At 65.6% G+C, this 22,336-nt stretch carries 22 protein-coding genes and 1 tRNA gene; 14 read left to right on the top strand and 9 right to left on the bottom strand.

Annotation, left to right across the window (positions count from 1 at the left end):
* Positions 1–2: 2 nt before the first annotated feature.
* Entirely contained in the window at positions 3–2,420 is a 2,418-nt protein-coding gene (gene pheT / locus DBZ32_RS13545) for a phenylalanine--tRNA ligase subunit beta (protein WP_119167641.1), read from the top strand.
* 18 nt (positions 2,421–2,438) lie between these two features.
* On the opposite strand, the gene DBZ32_RS13540 is transcribed toward pheT, so the two are convergent.
* The 3 genes from DBZ32_RS13540 to ccrA all read right to left on the bottom strand — a co-directional run bounded on the left by DBZ32_RS13540 (position 2,439) and on the right by ccrA (position 6,606).
* Positions 2,439–3,152 (bottom strand): TetR/AcrR family transcriptional regulator, encoded by a 714-nt coding sequence (locus DBZ32_RS13540; RefSeq protein ID WP_119167640.1) that lies wholly within the window; start codon positions 3,150–3,152, stop codon positions 2,439–2,441.
* 305 nt (positions 3,153–3,457) lie between these two features.
* Positions 3,458–5,140, bottom strand: coding sequence for an acyl-CoA dehydrogenase family protein (locus DBZ32_RS13535; protein WP_119167639.1), 1,683 nt, complete (start codon positions 5,138–5,140; stop codon positions 3,458–3,460).
* Between the two features lie 173 nt (positions 5,141–5,313).
* On the bottom strand, positions 5,314–6,606 hold the full coding sequence (ccrA, locus tag DBZ32_RS13530; RefSeq protein WP_119167638.1) for a crotonyl-CoA carboxylase/reductase: 1,293 nt from the start codon (positions 6,604–6,606) through the stop codon (positions 5,314–5,316).
* A 365-nt stretch (positions 6,607–6,971) separates the two neighbouring features.
* Here ccrA and DBZ32_RS13525 point away from each other — a divergent pair, with 365 nt between their 5' ends.
* From DBZ32_RS13525 to DBZ32_RS13510, 4 genes are all read left to right on the top strand, one after another.
* Entirely contained in the window at positions 6,972–9,011 is a 2,040-nt protein-coding gene (locus tag DBZ32_RS13525) for a protein meaA (protein WP_119167637.1), read from the top strand.
* 182 nt (positions 9,012–9,193) lie between these two features.
* A complete protein-coding gene (locus DBZ32_RS13520; protein WP_208539217.1) occupies positions 9,194–9,748 on the top strand; it encodes a cytochrome b in 555 nt (184 codons plus the stop codon).
* Positions 9,749–9,781: 33 nt separating this feature from the next.
* Positions 9,782–10,354 (top strand): YceI family protein, encoded by a 573-nt coding sequence (locus tag DBZ32_RS13515; protein WP_119167635.1) that lies wholly within the window; start codon positions 9,782–9,784, stop codon positions 10,352–10,354.
* A gap of 51 nt (positions 10,355–10,405) precedes the next feature.
* Positions 10,406–11,011 carry a YceI family protein gene (locus DBZ32_RS13510; protein ID WP_119167634.1) on the top strand — a complete coding sequence of 202 codons (606 nt, stop codon included), beginning with the start codon at positions 10,406–10,408 and terminating at the stop codon, positions 11,009–11,011.
* A gap of 70 nt (positions 11,012–11,081) precedes the next feature.
* Here DBZ32_RS13510 and DBZ32_RS13505 read toward each other — a convergent pair whose 3' ends face one another.
* Together DBZ32_RS13505 and gluQRS are read right to left on the bottom strand one after the other, a co-directional pair.
* Positions 11,082–11,642, bottom strand: coding sequence for a PAS domain-containing protein (locus tag DBZ32_RS13505; protein WP_268877947.1), 561 nt, complete (start codon positions 11,640–11,642; stop codon positions 11,082–11,084).
* 142 nt (positions 11,643–11,784) lie between these two features.
* The gene (gene gluQRS, locus DBZ32_RS13500; protein ID WP_119167632.1) at positions 11,785–12,666 is read right to left on the bottom strand and encodes a tRNA glutamyl-Q(34) synthetase GluQRS; all 882 of its coding nucleotides are present in this window, start codon (positions 12,664–12,666) and stop codon (positions 11,785–11,787) included.
* A gap of 134 nt (positions 12,667–12,800) precedes the next feature.
* Between gluQRS and DBZ32_RS13495 the strand changes: the two genes are divergently transcribed.
* From DBZ32_RS13495 to DBZ32_RS13485, 3 genes are all read left to right on the top strand, one after another.
* Positions 12,801–13,454: a DNA-3-methyladenine glycosylase family protein gene (locus DBZ32_RS13495; RefSeq protein ID WP_119167631.1), complete on the top strand. Its 654-nt coding sequence runs from the start codon at positions 12,801–12,803 to the stop codon at positions 13,452–13,454.
* Positions 13,455–13,700: 246 nt separating this feature from the next.
* Positions 13,701–14,381, top strand: coding sequence for an alpha/beta hydrolase (locus tag DBZ32_RS13490; RefSeq protein ID WP_119167630.1), 681 nt, complete (start codon positions 13,701–13,703; stop codon positions 14,379–14,381).
* A 225-nt stretch (positions 14,382–14,606) separates the two neighbouring features.
* The gene (locus tag DBZ32_RS13485) at positions 14,607–15,158 is read left to right on the top strand and encodes an HNH endonuclease (RefSeq protein WP_119167629.1); all 552 of its coding nucleotides are present in this window, start codon (positions 14,607–14,609) and stop codon (positions 15,156–15,158) included.
* Between the two features lie 2 nt (positions 15,159–15,160).
* Here the strand turns inward: DBZ32_RS13485 and DBZ32_RS22485 are convergent, their stop codons facing one another.
* From DBZ32_RS22485 to DBZ32_RS13465, 4 genes are all read right to left on the bottom strand, one after another.
* Positions 15,161–15,472 (bottom strand): hypothetical protein, encoded by a 312-nt coding sequence (locus DBZ32_RS22485; protein WP_235830189.1) that lies wholly within the window; start codon positions 15,470–15,472, stop codon positions 15,161–15,163.
* Between the two features lie 251 nt (positions 15,473–15,723).
* Positions 15,724–16,302, bottom strand: a complete 579-nt coding sequence (locus DBZ32_RS13475) for a demethoxyubiquinone hydroxylase family protein (RefSeq protein ID WP_119167627.1) — start codon at positions 16,300–16,302, stop codon at positions 15,724–15,726.
* Positions 16,299–16,835 (bottom strand): disulfide bond formation protein B, encoded by a 537-nt coding sequence (locus DBZ32_RS13470; protein WP_235830188.1) that lies wholly within the window; start codon positions 16,833–16,835, stop codon positions 16,299–16,301. Before DBZ32_RS13470 ends, DBZ32_RS13475 begins: the two co-directional genes overlap by 4 nt.
* Positions 16,836–16,845: 10 nt before the next feature.
* Positions 16,846–17,433: a YqaA family protein gene (locus tag DBZ32_RS13465; protein WP_328587490.1), complete on the bottom strand. Its 588-nt coding sequence runs from the start codon at positions 17,431–17,433 to the stop codon at positions 16,846–16,848.
* A 142-nt stretch (positions 17,434–17,575) separates the two neighbouring features.
* On the opposite strand from DBZ32_RS13465, the gene DBZ32_RS13460 reads away from it, so the two are divergent.
* The 6 genes from DBZ32_RS13460 to hisS all read left to right on the top strand — a co-directional run bounded on the left by DBZ32_RS13460 (position 17,576) and on the right by hisS (position 22,334).
* Positions 17,576–17,998, top strand: coding sequence for a nuclear transport factor 2 family protein (locus tag DBZ32_RS13460; protein WP_119167624.1), 423 nt, complete (start codon positions 17,576–17,578; stop codon positions 17,996–17,998).
* Between the two features lie 48 nt (positions 17,999–18,046).
* Positions 18,047–18,131, top strand: a tRNA-Leu gene (locus tag DBZ32_RS13455).
* Between the two features lie 77 nt (positions 18,132–18,208).
* A complete protein-coding gene (locus DBZ32_RS13450; RefSeq protein WP_119167623.1) occupies positions 18,209–18,964 on the top strand; it encodes an META domain-containing protein in 756 nt (251 codons plus the stop codon).
* A gap of 233 nt (positions 18,965–19,197) precedes the next feature.
* The gene (gene znuC, locus DBZ32_RS13445; protein WP_328587489.1) at positions 19,198–20,004 is read left to right on the top strand and encodes a zinc ABC transporter ATP-binding protein ZnuC; all 807 of its coding nucleotides are present in this window, start codon (positions 19,198–19,200) and stop codon (positions 20,002–20,004) included.
* 4 nt (positions 20,005–20,008) lie between these two features.
* The gene (locus DBZ32_RS13440) at positions 20,009–20,824 is read left to right on the top strand and encodes a metal ABC transporter permease (RefSeq protein WP_119167621.1); all 816 of its coding nucleotides are present in this window, start codon (positions 20,009–20,011) and stop codon (positions 20,822–20,824) included.
* 106 nt (positions 20,825–20,930) lie between these two features.
* On the top strand, positions 20,931–22,334 hold the full coding sequence (hisS, locus tag DBZ32_RS13435) for a histidine--tRNA ligase (protein WP_119167620.1): 1,404 nt from the start codon (positions 20,931–20,933) through the stop codon (positions 22,332–22,334).
* Positions 22,335–22,336 lie beyond the last annotated feature (2 nt).

Here is a 22,336-nt window from a genome sequence, read left to right as displayed (position 1 = left end):
CCATGAAGTTCACCCTGTCCTGGCTGAAGGACCATCTGGAGACCGACGCCAGCCTCGAGACGATTGTCGAGAAGCTCTCCCTGATCGGCCTGGAGGTCGAAGGCGTCGAAGACCCTGCGGCGAAGCTGGCGCCCTTCACGGTGGCGCGCGTGCTCTCCGCCGAACAGCACCCCAACGCCGACCGCCTGAAGGTCTGCCAGGTCGAGACGGCCGACCACGGAACCGTGCAGGTCGTCTGCGGCGCACCCAACGCACGCAGCGGGATGATCGGCGTCTTCGCCCCTTCGGGCAGCTGGATCCCCGGCACCGAGATGGAACTGAAGCCGGGCAAGATCCGCGGCGCCGAGTCCAACGGAATGCTGGTCTCGGAGCGGGAGATGGGGCTGAGCGACGAGCACGCCGGCATCATCGATCTGACCCCGGCGGACGGCGAGGCCGCACCGGCGGTCGGCATGCCGCTCGCAGACCTGCTGGGCCTGAACGACCCGGTTGTCGAAATCGCCATCACTCCCAATCGCGGCGACTGCCTGGGCGTGCGCGGCGTCGCGCGCGACCTGGCGGCCGCCGGCCTGGGTCAGCTCAAGCCGCTGCAGGCACCGAAAGTCGCCGGCAGCTACGACTCACCGATGAGCTGGCAGATCGACCCCGACGCGACCAGCGCCTGTCCCTTCGTCGCCGGGCGGCATTTCCGGGGACTGACCAACGGCCCGGCCCCCGCCTGGATGCAGCGCCGCCTGACGGCCATCGGCCTGCGACCGATTTCGGCCCTGGTCGATATCACCAATTACGTCACTTACGATCTCGGCAGGCCGCTCCACGTCTTCGACGCGGCCAAGGTCAGCGGCAACCCGACCATGCGCTTCGCCCGTCGCGGCGAGGAGATCCTGGCGCTCGACGGCAAGACCTACGGCCTCGACGAGACCATGCTGATCATCGACGGCGGAGACGCTCCCGAGGGGATCGGCGGCATCATGGGCGGCGAGGAGTCGGGCTGTACCGGCGAGACCCGGGAGGTCTTCCTGGAGGTCGCGCTCTTCGACCCGGTCTCGGTCGCCATGACCGGCCGGAAACTCGGCATCCATTCCGACGCCCGCTATCGCTTCGAGCGCAAGCTCGATCCGGAAAGCGCCGTCTGGGGCGTCGAGGTCGCCAGTCGTCTGATCGCCGAGCTCTGCGGTGGCGAAGCCAGCCGCGCCGTAAGCGCCGGCAAACGCCCCGATCCGCGCCAGCGTATCGCCCTGCGCAAGACCCGCTGCGAGACGCTCGGCGGTCTGGCCGTCGAGGGCGAGCGGCAACAGCGGATTCTGGAATCGCTGGGCTGCGACATCGGCGACGCCGGCGAGACCCTGCAGGTCACCACTCCGACCTGGCGTCCCGATCTGGAAGGCGAGGCCTGTCTGGTCGAGGAAGTGCTGCGCATCGTCGGCTACGACCAGTTGCCGATCACCCCGCTGGAACTCGACACCACTCTACCGTTGCCGGCGCTGAGCCAACGCCAGAGACGGGTAGCCGCCGCGCGGACCGCGCTGGCCTGGCGCGGCCTGGAGGAGGCGGTGACCTTTTCCTTCCTGTCCGCCAAGCAGGCTGTCCTGTTCGGCTGGACCGACGCGCAGTTAAGACTGCTCAACCCGATCTCCAGCGAACTCGACATCATGCGGCCCAGCGTATTGCCGACGCTGGTCGAGGCCGGCGTTCGCAACAGCGACCGTGGTTTTCCCGACGTCGGGCTCTTCGAGGTCGGTCCTCAGTACGACGACAACACGCCGGAGGGCCAAACCCTGGTCGCGGCCGGCTTGCGCAGCGGTCAAGCCCAGGCCCGGCACTGGGCAATTGAGGCGCGCGCCCTCGACACCTTCGATGCCAAGGCGGATGCCCTGGCCGTTCTGGAGGCGGCGGGCGCGCCCGTGGAGAATCTTCAAACCACGGCGGACGCCCCGGCCTGGTACCATCCCGGCCGCTCCGGCCGTCTGCGTCTCGGACCGAACGTCTTGGCGGCCTTCGGCGAGCTCCATCCACGGGTGTTGCAGGCCTTCGACCTGAAAGGCCCCGTGGCCGCCTTCGAAATCTTCCTGGAGCGAATTCCCGAGCCGAAGCGCAAGGATGCCGGAAAGACAAGACCGGCCCTCATCCTGTCGCCGTTTCAGCCGGTCGAGCGCGACTTCGCCTTCCTGGTGGCCGAAGAGGTGCCGGGCGAGAAGCTGTTGCGCGCGGCCAAAGGGGCCGACAAGCAGTTGGTCACCGCTGCCCGAATCTTCGATGTCTATCGCGGTCAGGGCGTCCCGGATGGTCAAAAGTCCATTGCGCTTGCGATCACCCTGCAGCCGACGGAACGGACCTTGACCGACGACGACCTGGAGGCAGTGGCGAAGAAGATCGTGGCCGCCGTCGAGAAGCAGACCGGCGGTAGCCTGCGCGGCTAGCGCGGATAGCGCCGCGGCTCACCGAGCCTTTGGGCCGTGCGCGATCAGGAACAGGCGAACCGCCGCTTCCGCAATCCGGTCGATATCGGCTCCGCTCGGCGCCTCTATGACGCCGAAAAGTACCTTGTGAAAGAGCTCGGCACGACAAAGTTCGGCGAACTGGCAGGCTGCCAGGTCGGCGTCTTCCACGACGAGTTCGCCCCTCTCCCTCGCCGCCGCCAGAAAAGCTGCGAGACGCGCCGTGCCGAGCTCCGGACCGGAAGCGTAGAAGACACGCCCCACCTCCGGAATGCGCTGCGATTCGGCCACGGCGATCCGGTACATGCCCAGAGCGAAAGGCGAAACGACGAAGCGCACGAACGACGTGGCGATTCTCGTCAAAGTCGCTTCGACGCTCTCACCATCGGTCTCGATGGTAAAGAGTCGCTGAGACAACTCCCGACATTCCTCATCGACGACGGCGGCGAAGAGCCTGCGTTTATCGGGGAAATAGTTGTAGAGCGTTCCCTTCGAGACTCGTGCCCGGCGCGCGATTTCGTCCACGCTCGCGCCCCCGTAGCCGCATTCCAGGAAGGTCGCGCGGGCACCTGCCAGAATCTGCCGGACCTTCGGATGACCAGGGTCGATGGGATGACCGGAATCGATTGGATGAACGGGGTCGGCGAGATGACCGGGGTGGGCCAGGCGGCCCGAATCGGCGAGACCGGAAGCATCGAGGTCACCGCTTGGCATCGTAGGAGCTCCAAAGCCGCAAAAAGCCGGAGGTCGTTCTTGACCTCTCGGGTTCTACCACCAATCTAATTACTGACTAAACAGTTCGGTTTATAAAACCGTTAAGGCGAAAGCTGCTGCGGAACCGGGCAGCCGGTCCCCAGCGCAAACCTCAATGGCCCGCGTTGCAGTCCATTTTTGGATGAGGCGCGCGTCATTGGCCGGCCCCGCCCCCAGTGGCCCCCTCCCCCCGCAGTCCCAGGGGCGGGACCGGCATCGTTCTCGGACGAGATCCTCATAAAGGGGCAAGGCGTTGCCCGCCGACGTCAGTTCCGGCTGGAGCCGAGGAGCCCGCGCGCGATGACGTGCGCCTGGATCTCGGCCGCACCCTCGAAGATATTAAGAATGCGGGCGTCGCAGAGCACGCGCGAGATCTTGTACTCGAGGGCATAGCCGTTGCCGCCATGGATCTGCAGCGCGTTGTCCGCGTTGGACCAGGCGACGCGGGCCGCCAACAACTTGGCCATCCCCGCTTCGATATCGCAACGCCGGTCGCTGTCTTTCTCGCGCGCGGCGAAAAGGGTGAGCTGACGCGCCACCATCGTTTCGACCGCCATCCAGGCAAGCTTGCCGGCGACCCTCGGAAAGGCCTGCAGCGCCTTGCCGAACTGCTTGCGTTCCTGGGCGTAGGACAGGCCCAGCTCCAGGGCATTCTGCGCAACGCCGACGGCGCGTGCGGCGGTTTGAATGCGGGCGGGCTCGAAGGTTTCCATCAGTTGCTTGAAGCCCTGCCCCTCCGCCTCGCCGAGCAGATTGGCGGCCGGCACCTCGAAACCGTCGAACCCGATCTCGTACTCCTTCATGCCGCGGTAGCCGAGTACCTCGATTTCGCCGCCGGTCATGCCATCGGCAGGGAAGGGTTCGGCATCGGTCCCGCGCGGCTTCTCCGCCAGGAACATGGAGAGTCCCTTGTACCCCGCCTCCTCCGGATTGGTGCGAGCGAGCAGGGTCATCAGATCGGTTCGGGCGGCGTGGGTGATCCAGGTCTTGTTGCCGGTCACGCGGTAGGCGTCGCCCTCCCGCACCGCCCGGGTGCGCAAGGCGCCGAGGTCGGAGCCGGTGTTGGGTTCGGTAAAGACTGCGGTTGGCAGGATCTCGCCGCTCGCAATCTTAGGTAGGTAAGCCCGCTTTTGAGCGTCGGTGCCCCCCAGGCGGATCAGCTCGGCCGCAATCTCGGAGCGGGTGCCGAGCGAACCGAGGCCGATGTAGGCACGGCTCAACTCCTCCGTCACAACGCACATGGCGGTCTTGCCCATGCCGAGGCCGCCCCATTCCTCCGGCACGGTGAGGCCGAAGACGCCGAGCTCGGCAAGCTGCCCGATCACCTCCAGCGGAATCAGCTCATCGGCTAGGTGCCAATGATGGGCGTCGTCGGCATAGGAGTCGGCCACCTTGCGGAACTGTTCGGCGATCATGGCCTCGGTTTCGTCGTAGCCGCGCGCTCCGAAACCTCCGTCCGCGATCAGCTCGGCGAGACGCAGGCGCACCGCGGCCGTGTTACCGCGCTCGATCAGCATCTCGACGGCCGGCGTCCGCAAGGCCAGCACCTGCTCCGCCGAAACACCGAGATCGTTCGGGCGGACGACCTCAACCTGGCTCATCGCCAGACCGCCGGTCATCTGCTGTAGGTACTCGCCGAACGCCGCCTGCAGCATCAACTGCTCGAGTTCGCCGAGGCCGCCCTCGTCCTGCAGCCGACGGGCCCAGCGGTCCATCTCCCGCAGGCTGGCGACATAGGTCGAAAGCCAGGCCAGACCATGGCCGGCAAACTGTTCGCGCTCGAGCGCGGCGGCGTCCACCTTGCCGGCGGGCGCAACGCGGCGCGCCAGCGCGTCCCGCGCAGCCGCCTCGAACGCTTCGGCGGCCGGAATCGCTTCGGCCGTCAGCGTCAGGAGATCGGGCAGCGTGAGAACGTCGTCTTCAGTCTGGGCAAGGGCTGCATCGGTCATGGGAGTCTTCCGTGCTCTTCCGTTAAGTCGTTCGTCGGTGCGGGTGTGTCGGTGCCGAAGTCTGAAATCTAGCACGTCCGCCGGAGAGACAAGAGACGCGGCGCTCTCAAGGCGATTCGAGGGGGCCACCTTTATGCCGGCGACCCCCTCGATAACGCACTCCCGCGTGAAATCTACGCCTCGATCGCATCCTCGAGGGTGCGGAGACCGGGGCGTTTGGCCTGCACCAGAACCGACATGTTGCCGGGCTTGTGCTCGTTCCTCAGCATCTTCATGTGCGCTTCCGGGATCTCGTCCCAACCGAAAACCTCGCTCATGCAGGGATCGATGCGCCGCTCCACCATCAGAGTATTGGCCTGGCTGGCCTGCATCAGGTTGGCGAAGTGGCTGCCCTGGATACGCTTTTGATGCTGCCAGACGTAGCGGGCGTCGAAGGTCAGGTTGTAGCCGGTGGTGCCCGCACAGAAGACGACCATGCCCCCGCGCTTCACGACGAAGGCCGAGACCGGGAAGGTCGCTTCGCCCGGATGCTCGAACACGAAGTCGACGTTGTTGCCCTTGCCCGTAATCTCCCATATCGCCTTGCCGAACTTGCGGGTCTCGGTGAACCAGGTCTTGTAGTCGTCGCTGTTCACCTGGGGCATCTGACCCCAGCAGTCGAAGTGCTTCCGGTTGATCACGCCCTTGGCGCCGAGCGACAGCACGAAGTCGCGCTTCGACTCGTCGGAAATCACACCGATGGCGTTGGCGCCTGCGGTCGCGATCAACTGGATCGCCATGGTGCCCAGGCCGCCCGACGCGCCCCAGACCAGAACGTTGTCGCCCGGACGCAGAATGTGGGGCCGATGGCCGAACAGCATACGATAGGCCGTCGCCAGGGTCAGCGTATAGCAGGCCGACTCTTCCCAGGTCAGGTGCTTCGGCCGTGGCATAAGCTGACGATCTTGCACGCGGCAGAACTGTGCAAAGGAGCCGTCAGGCGTCTCGAAGCCCCAGATCCGTTGACTCGGCGAGAACATCGGATCGCCGCCGTTGCACTCCTCGTCGTCGCCGTTGTCCTGGTTGCAGTGCACCACGACCTCGTCGCCGACCTTCCAGCGCTTCACCTTGCTGCCGACCGCCCAGACGATGCCGGTGGCGTCCGACCCGGGCACATGATAGCCCCAGTCGTGATAGTCCAAGACGGAGACGGGCTTGCCCAGGCAGGCGAAGACGCCGTTGTAGTTGACGCCGGCGGCCATCACCATGACGAGGACGTCGTGACTGTCGAGCTCCGGCGTCGGCACGACTTCGACCTGCATCGCCTTGTCGGGATCGCCGTGACGTTCCTTTCGGATCGCCCAGGCGTGCATCTGTTTCGGCACGTGGCCGAGCGGAGGAATCTCGCCGAGTTCATAGAGTTCCTTGGCGGACTGTCCGGGGTGCAACTGCACGACCTCCGCCGCCTCCGATGATGTCTGAGTCATGGGTGTGAAAGGTCCTCTGCCTAACTGGTTGGCCCGAATCGGTTATCGTCCGCTCGGTTGGCGCGGGGCCGCTCGCTTCGCTGGCGTGCCCTCGGCCGGGTCGTCGGTCCTCCGCTGTCGCTCCGTCACCACCGCCATGGAAACCGCCGGAAAGGGCGCCGCAGGGGTCACTCTCTCGACAGCTTGTACGACACCGGTGGTCTGGCTAGCATACCATTACTTCCAGCGGGGACTTGACTCTTACAAGCCAAACATGGCTTTTGCAATGCACAATAACACGTTTCTTTCGGATCTGGTCGTTCTGTAGCAACTTTAGGTCTGAAAAATATGCATGTAGGTAATTTGGTGACATTCCGGAGGATTGCATGACCGTTCAGAGGCTTAGCGCCGATGCAGCGCAGCAAGAATCCTCCCGCAAAAGCGAAGAGCAACGCGAGCGGGACAAACCCTGGCTGATGCGCACCTACGCCGGCCATTCGACGGCCCAGGCTTCGAACGCGCTTTATCGACGCAATCTGGCCAAGGGGCAGACGGGTCTGTCGGTCGCCTTCGATCTGCCGACCCAGACCGGCTACGACTCCGACCATCCCTTGGCCAAGGGCGAAGTCGGCAAGGTCGGCGTACCGGTCGGCCATCTCGGCGACATGCAGGCGTTGTTCGACGAGATCCCGCTCGACCGCATGAACACCTCCATGACGATCAACGCGACGGCTCCCTGGTTGCTGGCGCTCTATATCGCCGCCGCCGAACGCCAGGGCGTGCCCCGCGCCGAGCTGCAGGGCACGGTGCAGAACGACATCGTCAAGGAGTATCTCTCGCGCGGGACCTATATCTTTCCGCCCAAGCCCTCGCTCAGGCTGACCGCCGACGTGGTCGCCTTCACCTATCGCGAGGTGCCGAAGTGGAATCCCATGAACGTCTGCAGCTACCATCTGCAGGAGGCCGGCGCGACGGAGGTTCAGGAGCTGGCCTTCGCGCTCTCCACGGCCATCGCGATCCTGGATTCGCTGCGCGAACGCATCGACCCCGGCGACTTTCCGCGCGCGGTCGGACGCATCTCCTTCTTCGTCAATGCCGGCATCCGCTTCATCGGCGAGATCTGCAAGATGCGCGCCTTCACGCGCCTATGGGACGAGATCTGCCGCGAGCGTTACGGTGTCGAGGAGGAGCGCTACCGCCGCTTTCGCTACGGCGTGCAGGTCAACTCCCTGGGCCTGACCGAGCAGCAACCGGAGAACAACGTCTACCGGATCCTGCTCGAGATGCTGGCCGTCACCCTGTCGAAGGACGCGCGGGCGCGCGCCGTGCAACTGCCGGCCTGGAACGAGGCGTTGGGTCTGCCGCGTCCCTGGGACCAGCAGTGGTCCCTGCGCCTGCAGCAGATCGTCGCCTATGAGACCGACCTGCTGGAATTTGGCGACATCTTCGCCGGCAACCCGGAGATCGAGGGGCGGGTCGAATCGCTCTGCGCCGCCGCGCGCGAGGAGATGGCCCGGATCGAGGCGCAGGGCGGCGCCATCGCAGCGGTCGAATCGAGCTACATGAAGGAACAGCTCGTCGCTGCGGCGACGGCCCGCTTCCAAGCCATCGAGAGCGGCGCGCAGACCGTAGTCGGCGTCAACAAGTTCGTTGAGAGCGAGCCTTCGCCTCTGCTTGAAGGCGTCGACGGCGGCATCATGACGGTCGACCCGGCGAGCGAGCGCGCCACGGTCGAAGCCCTGCGGGCCTGGCGCGCCCAACGCGACGAAGCGGCCGCCCATAAGGCTCTGACTGAGCTGAGAGACGCCGCTGCCGAGAGCCGCAACATCATGGAGCCCTCGATCGCCTGCGCCCATGCGGGTGTCACCACCGGCGAGTGGGGCGATGCGCTGCGTCAAGTCTTCGGCGAATACCGCGCTCCGACGGGAGTCGGCAAGGCCGCTGCCCGTCCCGAGGCGGGAGAAGGCCTGGAGAGCCTGCGCGGACGCGTCGCTGAAGTTTCCGAGCGGCTCGGCCGTCGGATCAAGATGCTGGTCGGAAAGCCCGGCCTCGACGGCCATTCGAACGGCGCCGAGCAAATCGCCGTGCGCGCCCGCGACAGCGGTTTCGAGGTGGTCTACGAGGGCATTCGCCTGACCCCCCAGCAGATCGTCAACGCCGCCCTGGAGGAGGGCGTCCATGTGATCGGCCTCTCGATCCTCTCCGGCAGCCACGTGGCGCTCGTCCAGGACACCCTGACCGAGTTGAAGGCACAAGGCCTGGGCGACCTGCCGGTCGTCGTCGGCGGCATCATCCCGCCGGAGGACGCCAAGCTGCTGGGCGACGCCGGCGTCGCCGCCGTCTATACGCCCAAGGACTACGATCTGACAGCAATCATGGCCGATATCCTGAAGATCGTAGAAGGCAATTGCCGCGAGGCGGCCTAACTGCGATCGTTTCCTCAGACAAACTCTGGCGAACAGAGCGTTTCCAGATGCGCGGCTAGCGCGCGCGCCGCGGCGGGCCATATGAATGGCAAGGAGGACGCGCGCCCATGGCCAGCAACTCGCCCGCCGCCCAAGGACCCCCAACGTCACGATCCCCCGCGTCGGAAGACAGGACCGCCGCGGTGCAGACGACGCAGGACGACGCAGCGGGCTATACGGCCGGCGCGAAGATCTTCCACTGGCTGACCGCTCTACTGATGACCGGCAGTTTCCTTCTGGCTGTCATCATGGTCGAGCTGCCGCTCGGTCCGCTCAAGATCGATCTCTACAACTGGCACAAGACCGTGGGGCTGACGATTCTGGCTCTCGCCGTTCTGCGGCTGGCTTGGCGCCTCCGTCACCCTCCGCCCCCAATGCCGGCCAACATGGCAACCTGGGAGCGTCTGGCCGCCCACGCCGCCCACCTTGGCCTCTACCTCTTCCTCTTCAGCCAACCGCTGGTCGGATTGGTGATGTCCTGGGCTTCGGGTTTCCCGACCATCCTCTTCGGCAGCTTCATTCTGCCCAACCCGATCGGGACCGACCAGGCGCTCTTCGACACGCTCTCCGCCGTCCACTTCTGGTCGGCCTGGGTTCTCCTGACGCTGATCGCCCTGCACGCCGGTGCCGCCCTGCGCCACCATTTCATCAAGAAAGATACGGTGTTGCGCCGCATGTTGCCGCAGGCACGCCGGTAGCCTTTCCCGAACAGTAAGCGAGATCCGCCGCCCATGCCGTTTCTTACACCGTTGTTTCCCGTCGTCGCCGTCCTGGTGTTTCTGCTCGCCCTGCCGGCAGCCGCCCAAGAGGCGCCCATCTGGGTGGCGAACCATGACGAGAGCCGGGTCGGCTTCATCGCCATCCAGTCGGGTAGCGACGTGGAGGGATACTTCGACGAGTGGAGCGCCGACATCGCGTTCGATCCCGAGACCGCGACCGGCCGCGTGGAGATCGTCGTCCAGACGGCCAGCGTCGACAGCGGCGCACGCGACCGCGACGATTCCGTCAAGGGCGACGGGCTGCTGCATGTCGAAGCCTTCCCGGAAGCCCGCTTCCTGGCCGAACGCTTCGAGGCGACCGGAGAGGGAAGCTTCGAAGCACATGGCGATCTGACGCTGCGCGACACGACACGCCCGGTCGTTCTGCCCTTCACCCTCGCGGTGACCGGCGAGACGGCCGAGGCGGCCGGCGGGCTGGCCCTCGACCGCCTGGACTACGGCGTGGGACAGGGCCTGTGGGCCGACACCTCGATGATCGCGGCGGAAGTTCGCATCGTCTTCGAGATTCTGGCGACGCGGCGATAGCCGTCCGGAGCCGAAGTGCAAGATTTTCAATCAAGAGAAGGAGTCAAATCGATGATCCCTATCGCCTTTCCGACCGGCGCTCTCCTGGGCGCGACCGCCGTCGCGGTGCTCGCCGTTTCGTCCGTGCCGGCCATCGCCGCCGATACTTATGCCTTCGACAAGAGCCACACGGACGTCGTCTTCCGCATCGACCATCTTGGCTTCTCCGACACCATCGGCCGCTTCAACGATGCCGATGGCGTCATCGTGCTGGATGAAGCCAACCCCGACAACTCGCGCGTGGAGGTGACCATCCAGGCGGCCAGTCTCGATACCAACCATGAGGAGCGCGACGGTCATCTGCGCGGCGCCGACTTCTTCAACGTCGAAGCTCATCCGACCATCACCTTCGTTTCGACATCGGTCGAGCGCACCGGCGATGAGACAGCGATGGTGACGGGCGAACTCACGCTTCTCGGCGTCACGCAGACGGTCGTTTTAGAGACAACCCTAAACGCCCTGAAGGCGCACCCGATCCCCAGCTACGACGGTGTCATGACCGCCGGTTTCTCCGGCACTACGACAATCAATCGGTCCGACTTCGGAATGAATGCCTTCGTCCCAGCCGTCGGCGACGAGGTCGCGATCATCTTGGAGATCGAAGCCTTCAAGCAGTAGTCGAGCTGTCGGAGAGCCAGGAAACGGCGGCCGCCGGCGCGCGGCTGCCTTTCTACTTCGAGGTGACTTCCTAGTCCGAGGTCGTGTCGGCAGGCATTTCCAAGACAGGCATCTCCGCTTCTTTCGTCGTGTAGCCCGTTTCTTCGAAGCTGCTGTGGCCGACACTATGCAGCAGCATGTGGGCCGTTCGGTCGTCCAGGGCGCTCATCCGAAGAAACACCTGAGCCGACAGCAGCATATCGACACGCTCGCCGTCGTTCGACAGAGGCATCATCACCCGTTTGGTGAAGAGCGGACAATCGCGGTCCACACCGCCATAGCGCGACGTGGAGAAAATCGGACGCTTCTCGAAGACGGCGCGATGGTAGAGACCGGTCATGTAGACGAGGTAGTCGCCGAACATCAATTCCTCGAGTGTGCGACCGGTCATGGGTGCGCCGAAGCTGCGTTCGACTTCGGTGCCGACAAGGCGGTAGCGGTAGTGCCCGGACTCCAGAACGTCGGTCAACATCAGGTAAGGCAGCAGGTGCGGGATGTCGGCCGGATCGATATCCGCACGAGCCGGCATCCGGCGCCCTCTCAGATGGCGGCTCCAATATCCGTGGATTTCCGACAAGACCTCCTCGCCCATGGTCTTCCTGTAACCCTCTTCCGGGAACCCGTCGCCGCGATCCGCTTGCCGCTCCTTCGACCGCTTCCACGACCAGCCCGTCATACTATTAATTGGTATTTTATATTAGGTTAACTTATTCAAGGTTGTGGCCAGGGCCTGTTCAAGAGGGCGACGGCGGGGCCTCCGGAAAGCCGGCCCGAGCGCGGACCTCGGCAGGACTGAGACCCGCCTCGCGCAATGCAGCCAGAGAGAGGGCGTCGTGGCGTTTGGCCAGACGCCGGCCCTTGGCGTCGGAGAGCAGGTCATGGTGATGCCACCGGGGAACCGGGAGATCGAGCAGCGCTTGCAGCAGGCGATGGAGATGCGTGGTGACGAAAAGGTCGGCGCCGCGGGTCACGAGGGTGACGCCCTGAGCCGCGTCGTCCAGCACGACGGCCAGGTGGTAGCTGGTCGGGACATCCTTTCGCGCCAACACCGCGTCGCCCAGAAGTTCCGGCTGCGCTCTCTGCGTGCCTCTGCCGCAATCGTGCCAGGTCAAGGCGGGCGTTTCCGCGACGGCTCTAACCAGATCGAGACGCCAGGCATGAGGGTCTCCGGCGGCAAGACGCCGGCGACGCTCGGACGCGCTGCGGCTGCGGCAGGTCCCGGGATAGAGCGGCCCTTCGGGACCGTGCGGCGCGGCGCCCGCGCCGGCAATCTCGGCGGCGATCTCCTTGCGGGTACAGAAGCAGGGATAGACCAGGGCTCGCTCTTCGAGCCGGCGGAGCGCCGCATCGTAGACTGCGAAACGCTCCGACTGGCGCAGGACCGGCTGCGCCCAGTGGAGGCCTAACCAGGCCAGATCCTCGTAGATCGCCGCCTCGAATTCGGGCCGGCAGCGGCCGGCATCGATATCCTCGATGCGCAGCAGAAAGCGGCCCTGCCGGCCGGCAGCGCGCGCCGCGAAGAGCGCGGAGTGGGCATGGCCCAGATGCAAGCGTCCGCTCGGCGAGGGGGCGAAGCGACTCACGTCGCTACCGGTCGATGAGAAACTGGCGATCATATTTCGGAGAGACACGCCCTGGCTCAAGGTCGGATAATCTGCCGCGGAGCTTAGAGCAAGAGGACATCGTAGCTATCCCTTTGCTCTAAGCTCCGCGGCTGCGGGGCAGCCGACCGGGATCGAAACGAGTTGCCATGAAAAGAGACAGAGCTTTGATCGTCACGCAAGAGACCTTGCCCGCAGCGCTGGAGGCATTGGGCCGGATCGACGCGGATTTCCTCCGCGCCCTGGAAGAGGTCGGGCTACCGCCGCTGCGGTACCGGGCACCCGGTTTTGCGACGCTTCTGCGTATCATCATCGCCCAGCAGGTTTCGCTCGCTTCGGCCCAGGCAATCGCGGATCGGCTGGCCGCTCGGTGCGACCCCATCACGCCAGAGACCTTTCTGGCCCTGACGGACGAGGACCTGCGCGCAATCGGCCTGTCGCGTCCGAAGCAACGCTACGCCCGTGCGCTGGCCGAGACGGTCGGCCAAGGTGCCATCGATCTGGAGCAACTGACCACGCTCGACGACGAGGCGGCAATCGACTCCTTGACGCGCGCGAAGGGCATCGGCCGCTGGTCGGCTCAGGTCTATCTGTTGTTTTCTCTCGGTCGCGCCGACGTCTTTCCGGCCGACGATATCGGTCTGATGACGGGCGCACAGCTCCTCAAGGGACTGGAGGTGCGGCCGGACGCCAGAACCCTCGCGGGCCTGGCCGAAGCTTGGCGTCCCTATCGCGCCGTTGCCGCCCGAATGCTCTGGCACTACCGGCGCCAGGCCGATGCGATCCCCGACGACTGGGGATGAATTGGCGGCGGCGCAGGAAGCCTTCCGCGACCGCAAGGCGGTCCAAAAGGAATGGCGACGTCCCTCTTGTCCACTAGCGCGACCGGGTTCGGGATAAAGGGCTGACGCGCCTGACCGCATGCAGTAAGACTCGGCAACCGCGGCCTGAAGCCTCGGACCGATTGGCCATCGCTTGTTGTCGGACGGGCGATCGAACTTCGAAGATGGCGTGAGTCGCCACCATGGGACAGGCGCCAGGGGACAATCATGACCACCGCGAGTGACGACATCACGCTCGACGGACCGCGCGAAGGCCCACGCAGCGGCGCCACGCCGCGCCAGTTGGTGGTGCTGTTGCATGGCCTGGGCGCGAACGGCCAGGATCTGATCGCGCTGGCGCCCGTTCTCGGGACAGTCCTGCCGGATGCCGTCTTCGTGGCACCGGACGCCCCAAGTCCTTGCGATATGGCACCTTTCGGCTACCAGTGGTTCAGCCTGCAGGTTCGCACGCCCGAGTCGCTCTATGTCGGCGCCGAAGAGGCCCGGACCCTGCTCGACCGCTTCCTGGACGACGAACTGGCCCGCTACGGACTAGGTGACGAGAGCCTGGTGCTCGCCGGCTTCAGCCAGGGCACAATGATGGCGCTCCACACGGCACTCCGGCGGCGGAAAGCCTGTGCCGGCGTGATCGGCTACTCCGGCCTGCTGGTCGGCGGCGAGCGGCTGATGCAGGAGATCGTAAGCCGGCCGCCGGTCCTTCTGGTTCACGGCGACCAGGACGAGGTGGTGTCGCCGGAAGCCCTCGACGCCGCGGCCCAGGCCTTGAGGGCGGCGGGGGTCGAGGTGACGCCCGACCTGCGCCCCGGCCTGGGGCACGGCATCGACGAGGCAGGCGTTGCGATGGCCGCGAACTTCCTTCAAGAGCTGTTCGGCGAAGTCGAAGACTGACGCCAGGCCGGTGACCACAAGTCGCAGTGCGGTCTCGGCTTGTCCAAGGCAGGCGATCGCACAATCAAATCAGTATCTTCGCGCAGGCGCTTATGACAAGAGCATGAAGATTCCCGGCTAACCCGCACCACATCTTGTGTTCTGTCCGGGGCTGCTTTATGTAAAGACAGTCATTGCGGCCCGGGTGTCGCGATACTTCGACCGATAGGGAGACGGGCCTCAGATATGGCCGACAGTTATCCGTCCTTGGTCTTGAATGCGGATTTCCGTCCGCTCAGCTATTTCCCGCTTTCGCTATGGTCCTGGCAAGACACCATCAAAGCGGTCTTCCTCGACCGGGTGAACATCCTCGCGAACTACGAGCAGAAGGTGCACTCGCCCTCGATCGAGATCCAACTCCCCAGCGTGATCGCGCTGAAGGAATATGTTCATCTGGATCGCCGGCCCGCCTTCACGCGCTTCAACGTGTTCCTGCGCGACCGCTTCGCCTGTCAATACTGTAGCGACCGGCGGCGGACCGAGGAACTGACCTTCGACCATGTCGTCCCGCGCTCGCGCGGCGGGCGCACGACCTGGGACAACATCGTCACGGCCTGCCAAGGATGTAACCTGGTCAAGGGCAACCGCTTGCCGCGCGAAGTCGACATGTTCCCGCTCAATGCGCCGCATCAGCCGAGCACCTGGCAGCTTCAGGAAAACGGCCGCGCCTTTCCGCCCAACTTCCTCCACGAAAGCTGGTCGGACTTTCTCTATTGGGATTCCGAGCTGGAGTCCTGACGTCAGTCCAGACGCAGCCACTGCGGCGCGGCGGGCTCCTTCGGATCCTGGCGCGCGCGCTCGGCGGCGGCGCGGGCCAGAAGCTCGCGGCGTTCGGCCTGCTCCTCGCTATGTAAGAGATCATAAAGGAAGCCGGTCAGCTCCCGCCACCAACTTTTGGGACCTGAGGGGTCTTGTACGATAAGGGCCATGACATCCTGCCAGCCGCTGCGAAATGCAAGGCCGACAGACTGCGCCCCAGGTCGTAAAAAAATCGTATCTCGCGGATGAACCTTGCGGCCTTCGCGCCAGGCCAGCAGGACTGCGCCGATCACGACCGGCAGTGCCCTCGCAGATGCGACCGGCCCCCTCCGCGACGGGACCCATCCGCTCGCCGAGAATTGCCGGATCGTAAAGCGCAGCGAAGACCGGCGTGGCGCAGAAGACGGGGATGACGAAGCCAGCGTTGACCCGCTTCAGGGCCTGAATGAAGAAGGATTGGGCGATCACCGGTAGGACACGGTGTTGCCGGAGCCAACCGACGGGGTCTTGCAAACGGGCGGTCGCGCGCCGCAGCGCGGCGGTCTCAGTAGCGCTCGCTCAACCAAATGGCCAAGCGCGAACCGGTTTTGATGATGCCGGTCAGGCCTTCGTAGGCGACGGTTTCCTCGGCGCCATGGGCGATGCCGGTGTTCCGGTGCTCGATTTCGTCTTCGCGGAACTCGAGGATCGCCTGCTTCAGTTCGCCTTCCTCACCGTCGTCGGAGAGCTGCTCGGCCTGCCGGGCATAGTGCTCGTCGATCACTTCCTCGACCGCGACGGTACAGGCCATCGCCGCCTTCTCACCCATCAAGGCCGTCACCGCGCCCAAGGCGAAGCCGGCGACATGCCAGGCCGGCTGGAGGGCAGTCGGACGCACCCTATGCTTCGGCAGGGCCTTCTCAAAGTAGTCGAGATGCTTGGCCTCCTGCTCCCACATCTCGCGGATCGTGGGGCCAGCCCTGGAGCGGCCAAGCACCGCAAGTTGCCCTTCGTAGATCCGCCGGGCACCGTATTCGCCAGCCAGATCGACGCGCAGGAGCCGCTCGAGCCGCTCGCGGCGGTCGGGATCGCCCGGCAGGGCGCGCCGTCTTTCGGGTCGCTCGGGCTTTGCGGTTTCGCTCATGCTTCGCTCCTACGTTCTCCGAAGGCCGTGAGCCAAACAATGGCCGCCCCGGTGAAGGCCGACAAGAGCAGGTTCCAGCCAGCCATCGAGATCCCTATCAGGGACCAGGCGATCTCGTCGCAAGGAACCACCTCGGCCTGCATCAGAAGCTCGCGGAGCTGGGTCACATCGAGCCCCTGGATGTCAGGCGCACTGCAGCCGGGCAGGCCTGTCCACCAGCCCTGCTCGACACCGACATGAAAACCGGCGATGCCCGCCCCGACCAGAAAGGCCAGGGCCGAGGCGATCGTGGCAAAGCGTCGCGCCTGGCCCGTAAGCGGCAAGGCTGCCAGAGCCAGACCCAAGGCGGCGATATGGGCATAGCGCTGCCAGTGACAGAGCAGGCAGGGGGGATACCCGCCGATATACTCAAAAGCGAGGGCGCCAAGCAGTGCCGCCGCCGCCACGGCGGCGGCGAGCCACGGCGTGAACCGGGTCGCAATCTGGGGCGCGAAGCTCGAAGAGCGCGTACTCATGACCCGGAATATGGTCATGGCCGCGACCTCACACCAGGAAACGGGCTACCAGGAAGCCGCCCAGCAGCAGGGCGAAGAACAGCCAGGTAAGCAGCGGCAGGTTGTTCTCGATGAATCGGCGGATCGGCTGGCCGAACCACCAGAGCAAGGCGGCGACCAGGAAGAAGCGGCCACCGCGCGAAACCACCGACGCGATCATGAAAGTGCCGATATCGAGCTGCGTCACGCCGCTGGCGATGGTGATCAGCTTGTAGGGAAAGGGCGTGAAGCCGGCGCCCGCGACGATCCAGGCGCCCCACTCGTTATAGGACTCGGCAAAGGCCTCGAACCGGTCGATGTAGCCGTAGAACTCGAGGATCGGCTCGCCGATCCCCGTATAGAAGTAATACCCGATGGCATAGCCGGCGACCCCGCCCAGCACAGATGCCACGGTGCAGACGCCGGCGATCAGCCAAGCTCTGTCGCGTGCAGCCAAGACCATGGGGATCAGCAACACGTCCGGTGGAATTGGAAAGACCGAGGATTCGATGAAGGAGACGGCAAAGAGGACCGATAGCGCATAGCGCCGCTCGGCCTGCGCCATGGTCCAGTCGTATAGGCTGCGTACCCAGCGCACTGCCGAAGCCCCTCCCAGTTAAACTGCCGCCGCGCTGCTATAGCCGCACCGGCGGTGTTCCTTCAATCGCCGTCTGCCGTTCGGCCTGTTAGGGTGTTGTGACAGAGGGGGGATAGGCAACGAGGAAGAAACGGGAGACGCGATGAATCCGCTGGCCGAACTGCTGGAGGCGAACACGCGCTTCTATGACGCCTTCAACGACCGCGACCTTCTGGCCCTGGCCGAGCTTTGGGACGATTCCGGGCCTGTCGCCTGTATCCATCCGGGGTGGCGCGCGCTGACGGACCGTCACGAAGTCCTGGAGTCCTGGCGTGCGATCTTCGAGGGCGGCGGCCCCGCCAACATCGACTGCCGGGCCCCCGAGGCGCTGCTGATCGCAAGCGGCGACGGCGAACCGCTGGGCATGGTGGTCTGCTACGAGGCCATCGGCAACGCATTGCTGGTGGCCACCAACATCTTCCGAAAGTCGGAAAGCGGGTGGCGCCTGGTCCACCACCAGGCCGGTCCCTGCAACGAACCCCCCGCCGAAGCGCATACGAAACCGCCGCTCAGCCCCTTGCAGTAGCGTGGCACTTGCACCGCGCCCGAGAGCGACTATTCTGCGCCCCACGGTGCCCCTGTGGCGGAACTGGTAGACGCGCGCGACTCAAAATCGCGTTCCGAAAGGAGTGGGGGTTCGATTCCCTCCAGGGGCACCAGCGCGGCGATAGCTGCCGCCAAGCAATAAAGAGTCAGGTACGGCGGGCGGTTAACGGACGTGGGAAAATCAGGGTTTTTGATAGCCGGGCTGGCGGCGACGGCTCTGCTGGCTGGCTGTGGTTCGTCCGATTCCGAACTGCCGCAGGGCCTGGGACAGACCGCGAGCTACCAATGCGGCTCCGTTCTTCTGAAGACACAGCCGATCGACCGGGATCTGCTGGTGACGATCGACGACCGTGCCTACCGCCTGTCGCCCGGCCTGGCCGGGCAAGGCGTGAAGTATAGCGGCGGCACGACAGCGGCCCCGGTGGTGTTTCACACGGAGGATCGCGCGGCCAGCTTCAGCATCGGCTTCCGCCGGCTGCCCCCTTGCACGCTGATGACCACCGTAGATGCAGATGCCGATGGCGGGACCGCCGTCGCGAGCGATCCGACCGGCAACGCGGAGAGCGGCAGGGTCAGCACCGCCGTCACGCCCGTACAAGCCGCAACCCCGGCGACCTTGAGCGGGCCGCAATGGCAGGTCGAAGAGATCGCGGGCGTTCCTCTACTGGACCGCTCTCGCGCCACCCTGGAGTTCGGCGAGAACGGCTCTCTCGGCGGCTTCGCCTCCTGCAACAGCTATCGCTCGAGTTTCGAAAGCGCGGAGGGCGGCGAGCTGTCACTCGGCGAGATTGCAGCCACCCGGAAAGGCTGCCCGCTTCCGCTGATGCAGCAGGAGCGCAGCTTCCTTAGTCTGCTGGCGGGGGCCGCCCGCTACCAGATCCGCCCCGACGGCAAGTTGGCGATCGAAACTGTCGATGGCGAGACTCTGGTCGCGAACCGAAACTGATCGCCACGGAAGACTCGACAGAAGTCTGAGACGAGAGGTCCCCGGACGCGGGTGACCGCCGCAGGCGCAGGCTTGCTTGGGGGTCATCGGGGATCTAGCGTAGCGGGCAGTGTTATGAAATAACATAACGTGATACCTCCTACCTGAGATGGACGACGGCCCGCGGTCACGCCGGGCGCGTTGCTGGACAAGAGATGGCGCAAAGAGGGCTCTCGGACCCAAGACCCGACCCGTTGCCGGTCCCCGCCCCGGCCGCGGCCGACTCGCTGCTGACGCTCGCAGGCCTCGGCATTCGGCGCGGAGCGCCCGGACGCGAACGCTGGCTGCTGCGGAACGTCGACCTCTCCGTCGGACGCGGCGAGATCGTGACCCTGATCGGACCCAACGGTGCCGGCAAGTCGACGCTGGTCCGGGCCGCCATCGGCGTCCTGCGACCCGACAGCGGTCGAGTGATCCGCGCCCCGGGACTGCGCATCGGCTACGTGCCGCAGCGCCTTTCGATCGATCGCACCCTGCCCTTGACCGTCCATCGTTTCATGACGCTGACCGAGCGCCACCCTCCGGCGGAGATCGACCGGGCCCTCGCCGAGGTCGGCGTCGACCATCTCGCCGAGGCCGAACTGCAGACCCTGTCGGGTGGGGAGTTCCAGCGGGCCCTGATCGCCCGCGCGCTGGTGCGTCGTCCCGACCTGCTGGTCCTGGACGAGCCCGTCCAGGGCGTCGACTTCGCCGGCGAGATCGCTCTCTACGACCTGATCCGGAAAATCCGCGACCGGCTCAACTGCGGCATTCTGCTGATTTCCCACGACCTGCACATCGTCATGGCCGCAACCGATACGGTGGTGTGCCTGAACCATCATGTCTGTTGCAGCGGCACGCCTCACGCCGTTGCCGAGAGTGCCGAATACCGCCGACTGTTCGGCGCGCGGGCGGCCCAGGCGCTGGCGGTCTACGAGCACCAGCACGATCACGCGCACGACCATGAAGGCCGCGTCGTGCCGCTGCCGCTTCGCCCGGATGCGGAGCGGGAGCTGGACTGACGCCATGCTCGACGACTTCTTTCTGAGGGCCCTGCTGGCAGGCGTCGGGGTCGCCCTGGTCGCCGCGCCGCTGGGCTGCTTCATCGTCTGGCGGCGCCTCGCCTACTTCGGCGACACCATGGCCCATTCGGCCCTGCTCGGGATCGCCCTGGCCGCGCTGCTCGATCTCAATCTGATCCTGGGCGTCTTCTTCGTAGCCGCCGGCGTCGCTCTGGCCCTGGTGCTGCTGTCGCGGAGCGAAATCGTTCCGGCCGACTCCCTGCTCGGCATCCTGTCCCATTCGACCCTGGCGCTCGGCCTGGTTCTGATCGCCTTCATGACCTGGCTGCGGGTCGACCTGACGGGCCTGTTGTTCGGCGACATTCTCGCGGTCTCGCGCCAAGACCTCCTGCTCATCTACGGCGGCGGGCTGGCGGTGATCGCGGTGCTGATCGCCATCTGGCGGCCGCTGCTGGCGGGCACCGTCAATGTCGAACTGGCGGCCGCGGAGGGCTTGGCGCCCGAGCGCGCGCGTCTGATCTTCATGCTGCTGATGGCGGCGGTGATCGCCACGGCCATGAAGGTGGTCGGCATCCTCCTGATCACCGCGCTCCTGATCATCCCGGCCGCGGCCGCCCGGCGCTTCGCGACGACCCCGGAGGCGATGGCCGTGGTCGCCGCCGGTCTGGGCGGGCTGGCCGCCCTAATGGGCCTGTTCGGCTCGCTGCGCTTCGACACGCCCTCGGGCCCGTCGATCGTGGTCGCGGCCTTGGCGATCTTTCTTGTCAGCCTCACCGCCACCCAGCTTCGCCGGCTCGATAAACCGGCTGAGCCGAGTTAGAGCGTCCGAGACCTTCGATCGTTCGGCCAAGCGGTTGCGCCGCGCCCATACCTCCTTTATCAAGCGCTCGCCGTCTTCCCCGAAAAAGCAAGTCTGCCAGCGACCCATGAGCCTGCGCATCCAGCCGATTTCCGGCTTTCCCGAGTTCCTGCCCGAGCAGCAGATCGCCATCAACCGGGCGGTCGACGTGATTCGCGCGACATACGAGTCCTTCGGCTTTCTGCCGATCGAGACGCCGGCGGTCGAGCGCACCGAGGTCCTGCTGGCCAAGGGCATCGCGGAGAAGGAGGTCTACGGCCTGCGCCGCGTCCAGGAGGAGGGGGCCGAGGACAGCGCAAAGGAACTCGCGCTGCGCTTCGATCTGACCGTGCCGCTGGCACGCTACGTGGCACAGCACTACGGCAAGCTGCGCTTCCCCTTCCGGCGCTATCAGATCCAACCGGTCTGGCGCGGCGAGCGCGCCCAGGCCGGGCGCTACCGCCAGTTCGTGCAGTGCGACATCGACGTCATCGGCGACGAGGCGCTGAGCCTGGAGTACGACGCCGAGATCCCGGCCGTGATCTTTCAGCTCTTTCGCCGTCTCGGGATCGGCAAGTTCACCATCCGCGTCAACAACCGCAAGATCCTGACCGGCCTGTTCCAGTCGGTCGGGCTGACCGAGGACGTCGCGGTCCGCGCCGCGCTGAACGTCGTGGACGATCTGGAGAAGATCGGCGCCGGCAAAGTCCTGCATAAGCTGGGCGAACTCGGCCTCGCCGCCGAGCAGGCGGAGCGCATCCTGCATTTCTTCGATACCAAGGGCAGCAACGAAGAGATTCTGGCTCAGCTGAAGGCCCTGGACGTCAACGCCGGCTTTGCCGAGGGCGTCGCGGAACTGGAGGCCGTCGTCCGCTCCGCACCGGACAATGTTCTGCCGCGCGTCGACGACGGCGAACTGGTCGACGTTACCGACGAACGCGCCCTCTTCCCCGACTACTTCAAGATCGATCTCTCGATCGCCCGGGGCCTCGACTACTACACCGGCACGGTCTACGAGACGCGCCTGGACGACTTCCCGCAGGTTGGCTCGATCTGCTCGGGCGGTCGCTACGACGATCTGGTCGGCACCTTCGTCGACAAGACCTTTCCAGGGGTGGGGATCTCGATCGGGCTGACCCGGCTGATGAGCCGCTTGTTCGAGGCCGGCATCGTGACGCCGGAGGCGGCGGCCATCGCGCCGGTGCTGGTCACGGTGCAGGACCGCAACGCCCTGCCGGCCTACAAGGAGCTGGCCGCCCGGCTGCGCCGCGCCGGCATCGCCACCGAAGTCTTCCTCGACGACCGCAAGCTGAAAGCGCAGCTCCGCTACGCCGACCGGCGTGGTTTTCCCATCGTCATCATCGCCAGCCCCGAGGAGCTGGAGGCCGGCCAGGTGGTGGTCAAGAACATGCGCTACAACCAGGAAGACCGCGTCGCCATCGCCCAGATCGGCCCGGTCGTCCGCAGCCTCGTTCCGGTCGGCTTCGACTAGAT

Source organism: Algihabitans albus (assembly GCF_003572205.1).
Lineage (GTDB): Bacteria > Pseudomonadota > Alphaproteobacteria > Kiloniellales > DSM-21159 > Algihabitans > Algihabitans albus.
The sequence above is the reverse complement of the archived record's forward strand: the minus strand, read 5'-3'. Positions and strand labels throughout refer to the sequence as shown.

Bases quoted from the DNA above. Each gene is read 5' to 3' on its own strand.
- DBZ32_RS13535 (WP_119167639.1), bottom strand. From the start codon at position 5,140: ATGACCGATGCAGCCCTTGCCCAGACTGAAGACGACGTTCTCACGCTG.
- DBZ32_RS13540 (WP_119167640.1), bottom strand. From the start codon at position 3,152: ATGCCAAGCGGTGACCTCGATGCTTCCGGTCTCGCCGATTCGGGCCGC.
- DBZ32_RS13470 (WP_235830188.1), bottom strand. From the start codon at position 16,835: ATGACCATATTCCGGGTCATGAGTACGCGCTCTTCGAGCTTCGCGCCC.
- DBZ32_RS13440 (WP_119167621.1), top strand. From the start codon at position 20,009: ATGCTCGACGACTTCTTTCTGAGGGCCCTGCTGGCAGGCGTCGGGGTC.
- DBZ32_RS13475 (WP_119167627.1), bottom strand. From the start codon at position 16,302: ATGAGCGAAACCGCAAAGCCCGAGCGACCCGAAAGACGGCGCGCCCTG.
- DBZ32_RS13505 (WP_268877947.1), bottom strand. From the start codon at position 11,642: ATGGGCGAGGAGGTCTTGTCGGAAATCCACGGATATTGGAGCCGCCAT.
- DBZ32_RS13495 (WP_119167631.1), top strand. From the start codon at position 12,801: ATGAAAAGAGACAGAGCTTTGATCGTCACGCAAGAGACCTTGCCCGCA.
- gluQRS (WP_119167632.1), bottom strand. From the start codon at position 12,666: ATGATCGCCAGTTTCTCATCGACCGGTAGCGACGTGAGTCGCTTCGCC.
- DBZ32_RS13485 (WP_119167629.1), top strand. From the start codon at position 14,607: ATGGCCGACAGTTATCCGTCCTTGGTCTTGAATGCGGATTTCCGTCCG.
- DBZ32_RS13460 (WP_119167624.1), top strand. From the start codon at position 17,576: ATGAATCCGCTGGCCGAACTGCTGGAGGCGAACACGCGCTTCTATGAC.
- pheT (WP_119167641.1), top strand. From the start codon at position 3: ATGAAGTTCACCCTGTCCTGGCTGAAGGACCATCTGGAGACCGACGCC.
- hisS (WP_119167620.1), top strand. From the start codon at position 20,931: ATGAGCCTGCGCATCCAGCCGATTTCCGGCTTTCCCGAGTTCCTGCCC.
- DBZ32_RS13490 (WP_119167630.1), top strand. From the start codon at position 13,701: ATGACCACCGCGAGTGACGACATCACGCTCGACGGACCGCGCGAAGGC.
- DBZ32_RS13515 (WP_119167635.1), top strand. From the start codon at position 9,782: ATGCCGTTTCTTACACCGTTGTTTCCCGTCGTCGCCGTCCTGGTGTTT.
- DBZ32_RS13510 (WP_119167634.1), top strand. From the start codon at position 10,406: ATGATCCCTATCGCCTTTCCGACCGGCGCTCTCCTGGGCGCGACCGCC.
- ccrA (WP_119167638.1), bottom strand. From the start codon at position 6,606: ATGACTCAGACATCATCGGAGGCGGCGGAGGTCGTGCAGTTGCACCCC.
- DBZ32_RS13525 (WP_119167637.1), top strand. From the start codon at position 6,972: ATGACCGTTCAGAGGCTTAGCGCCGATGCAGCGCAGCAAGAATCCTCC.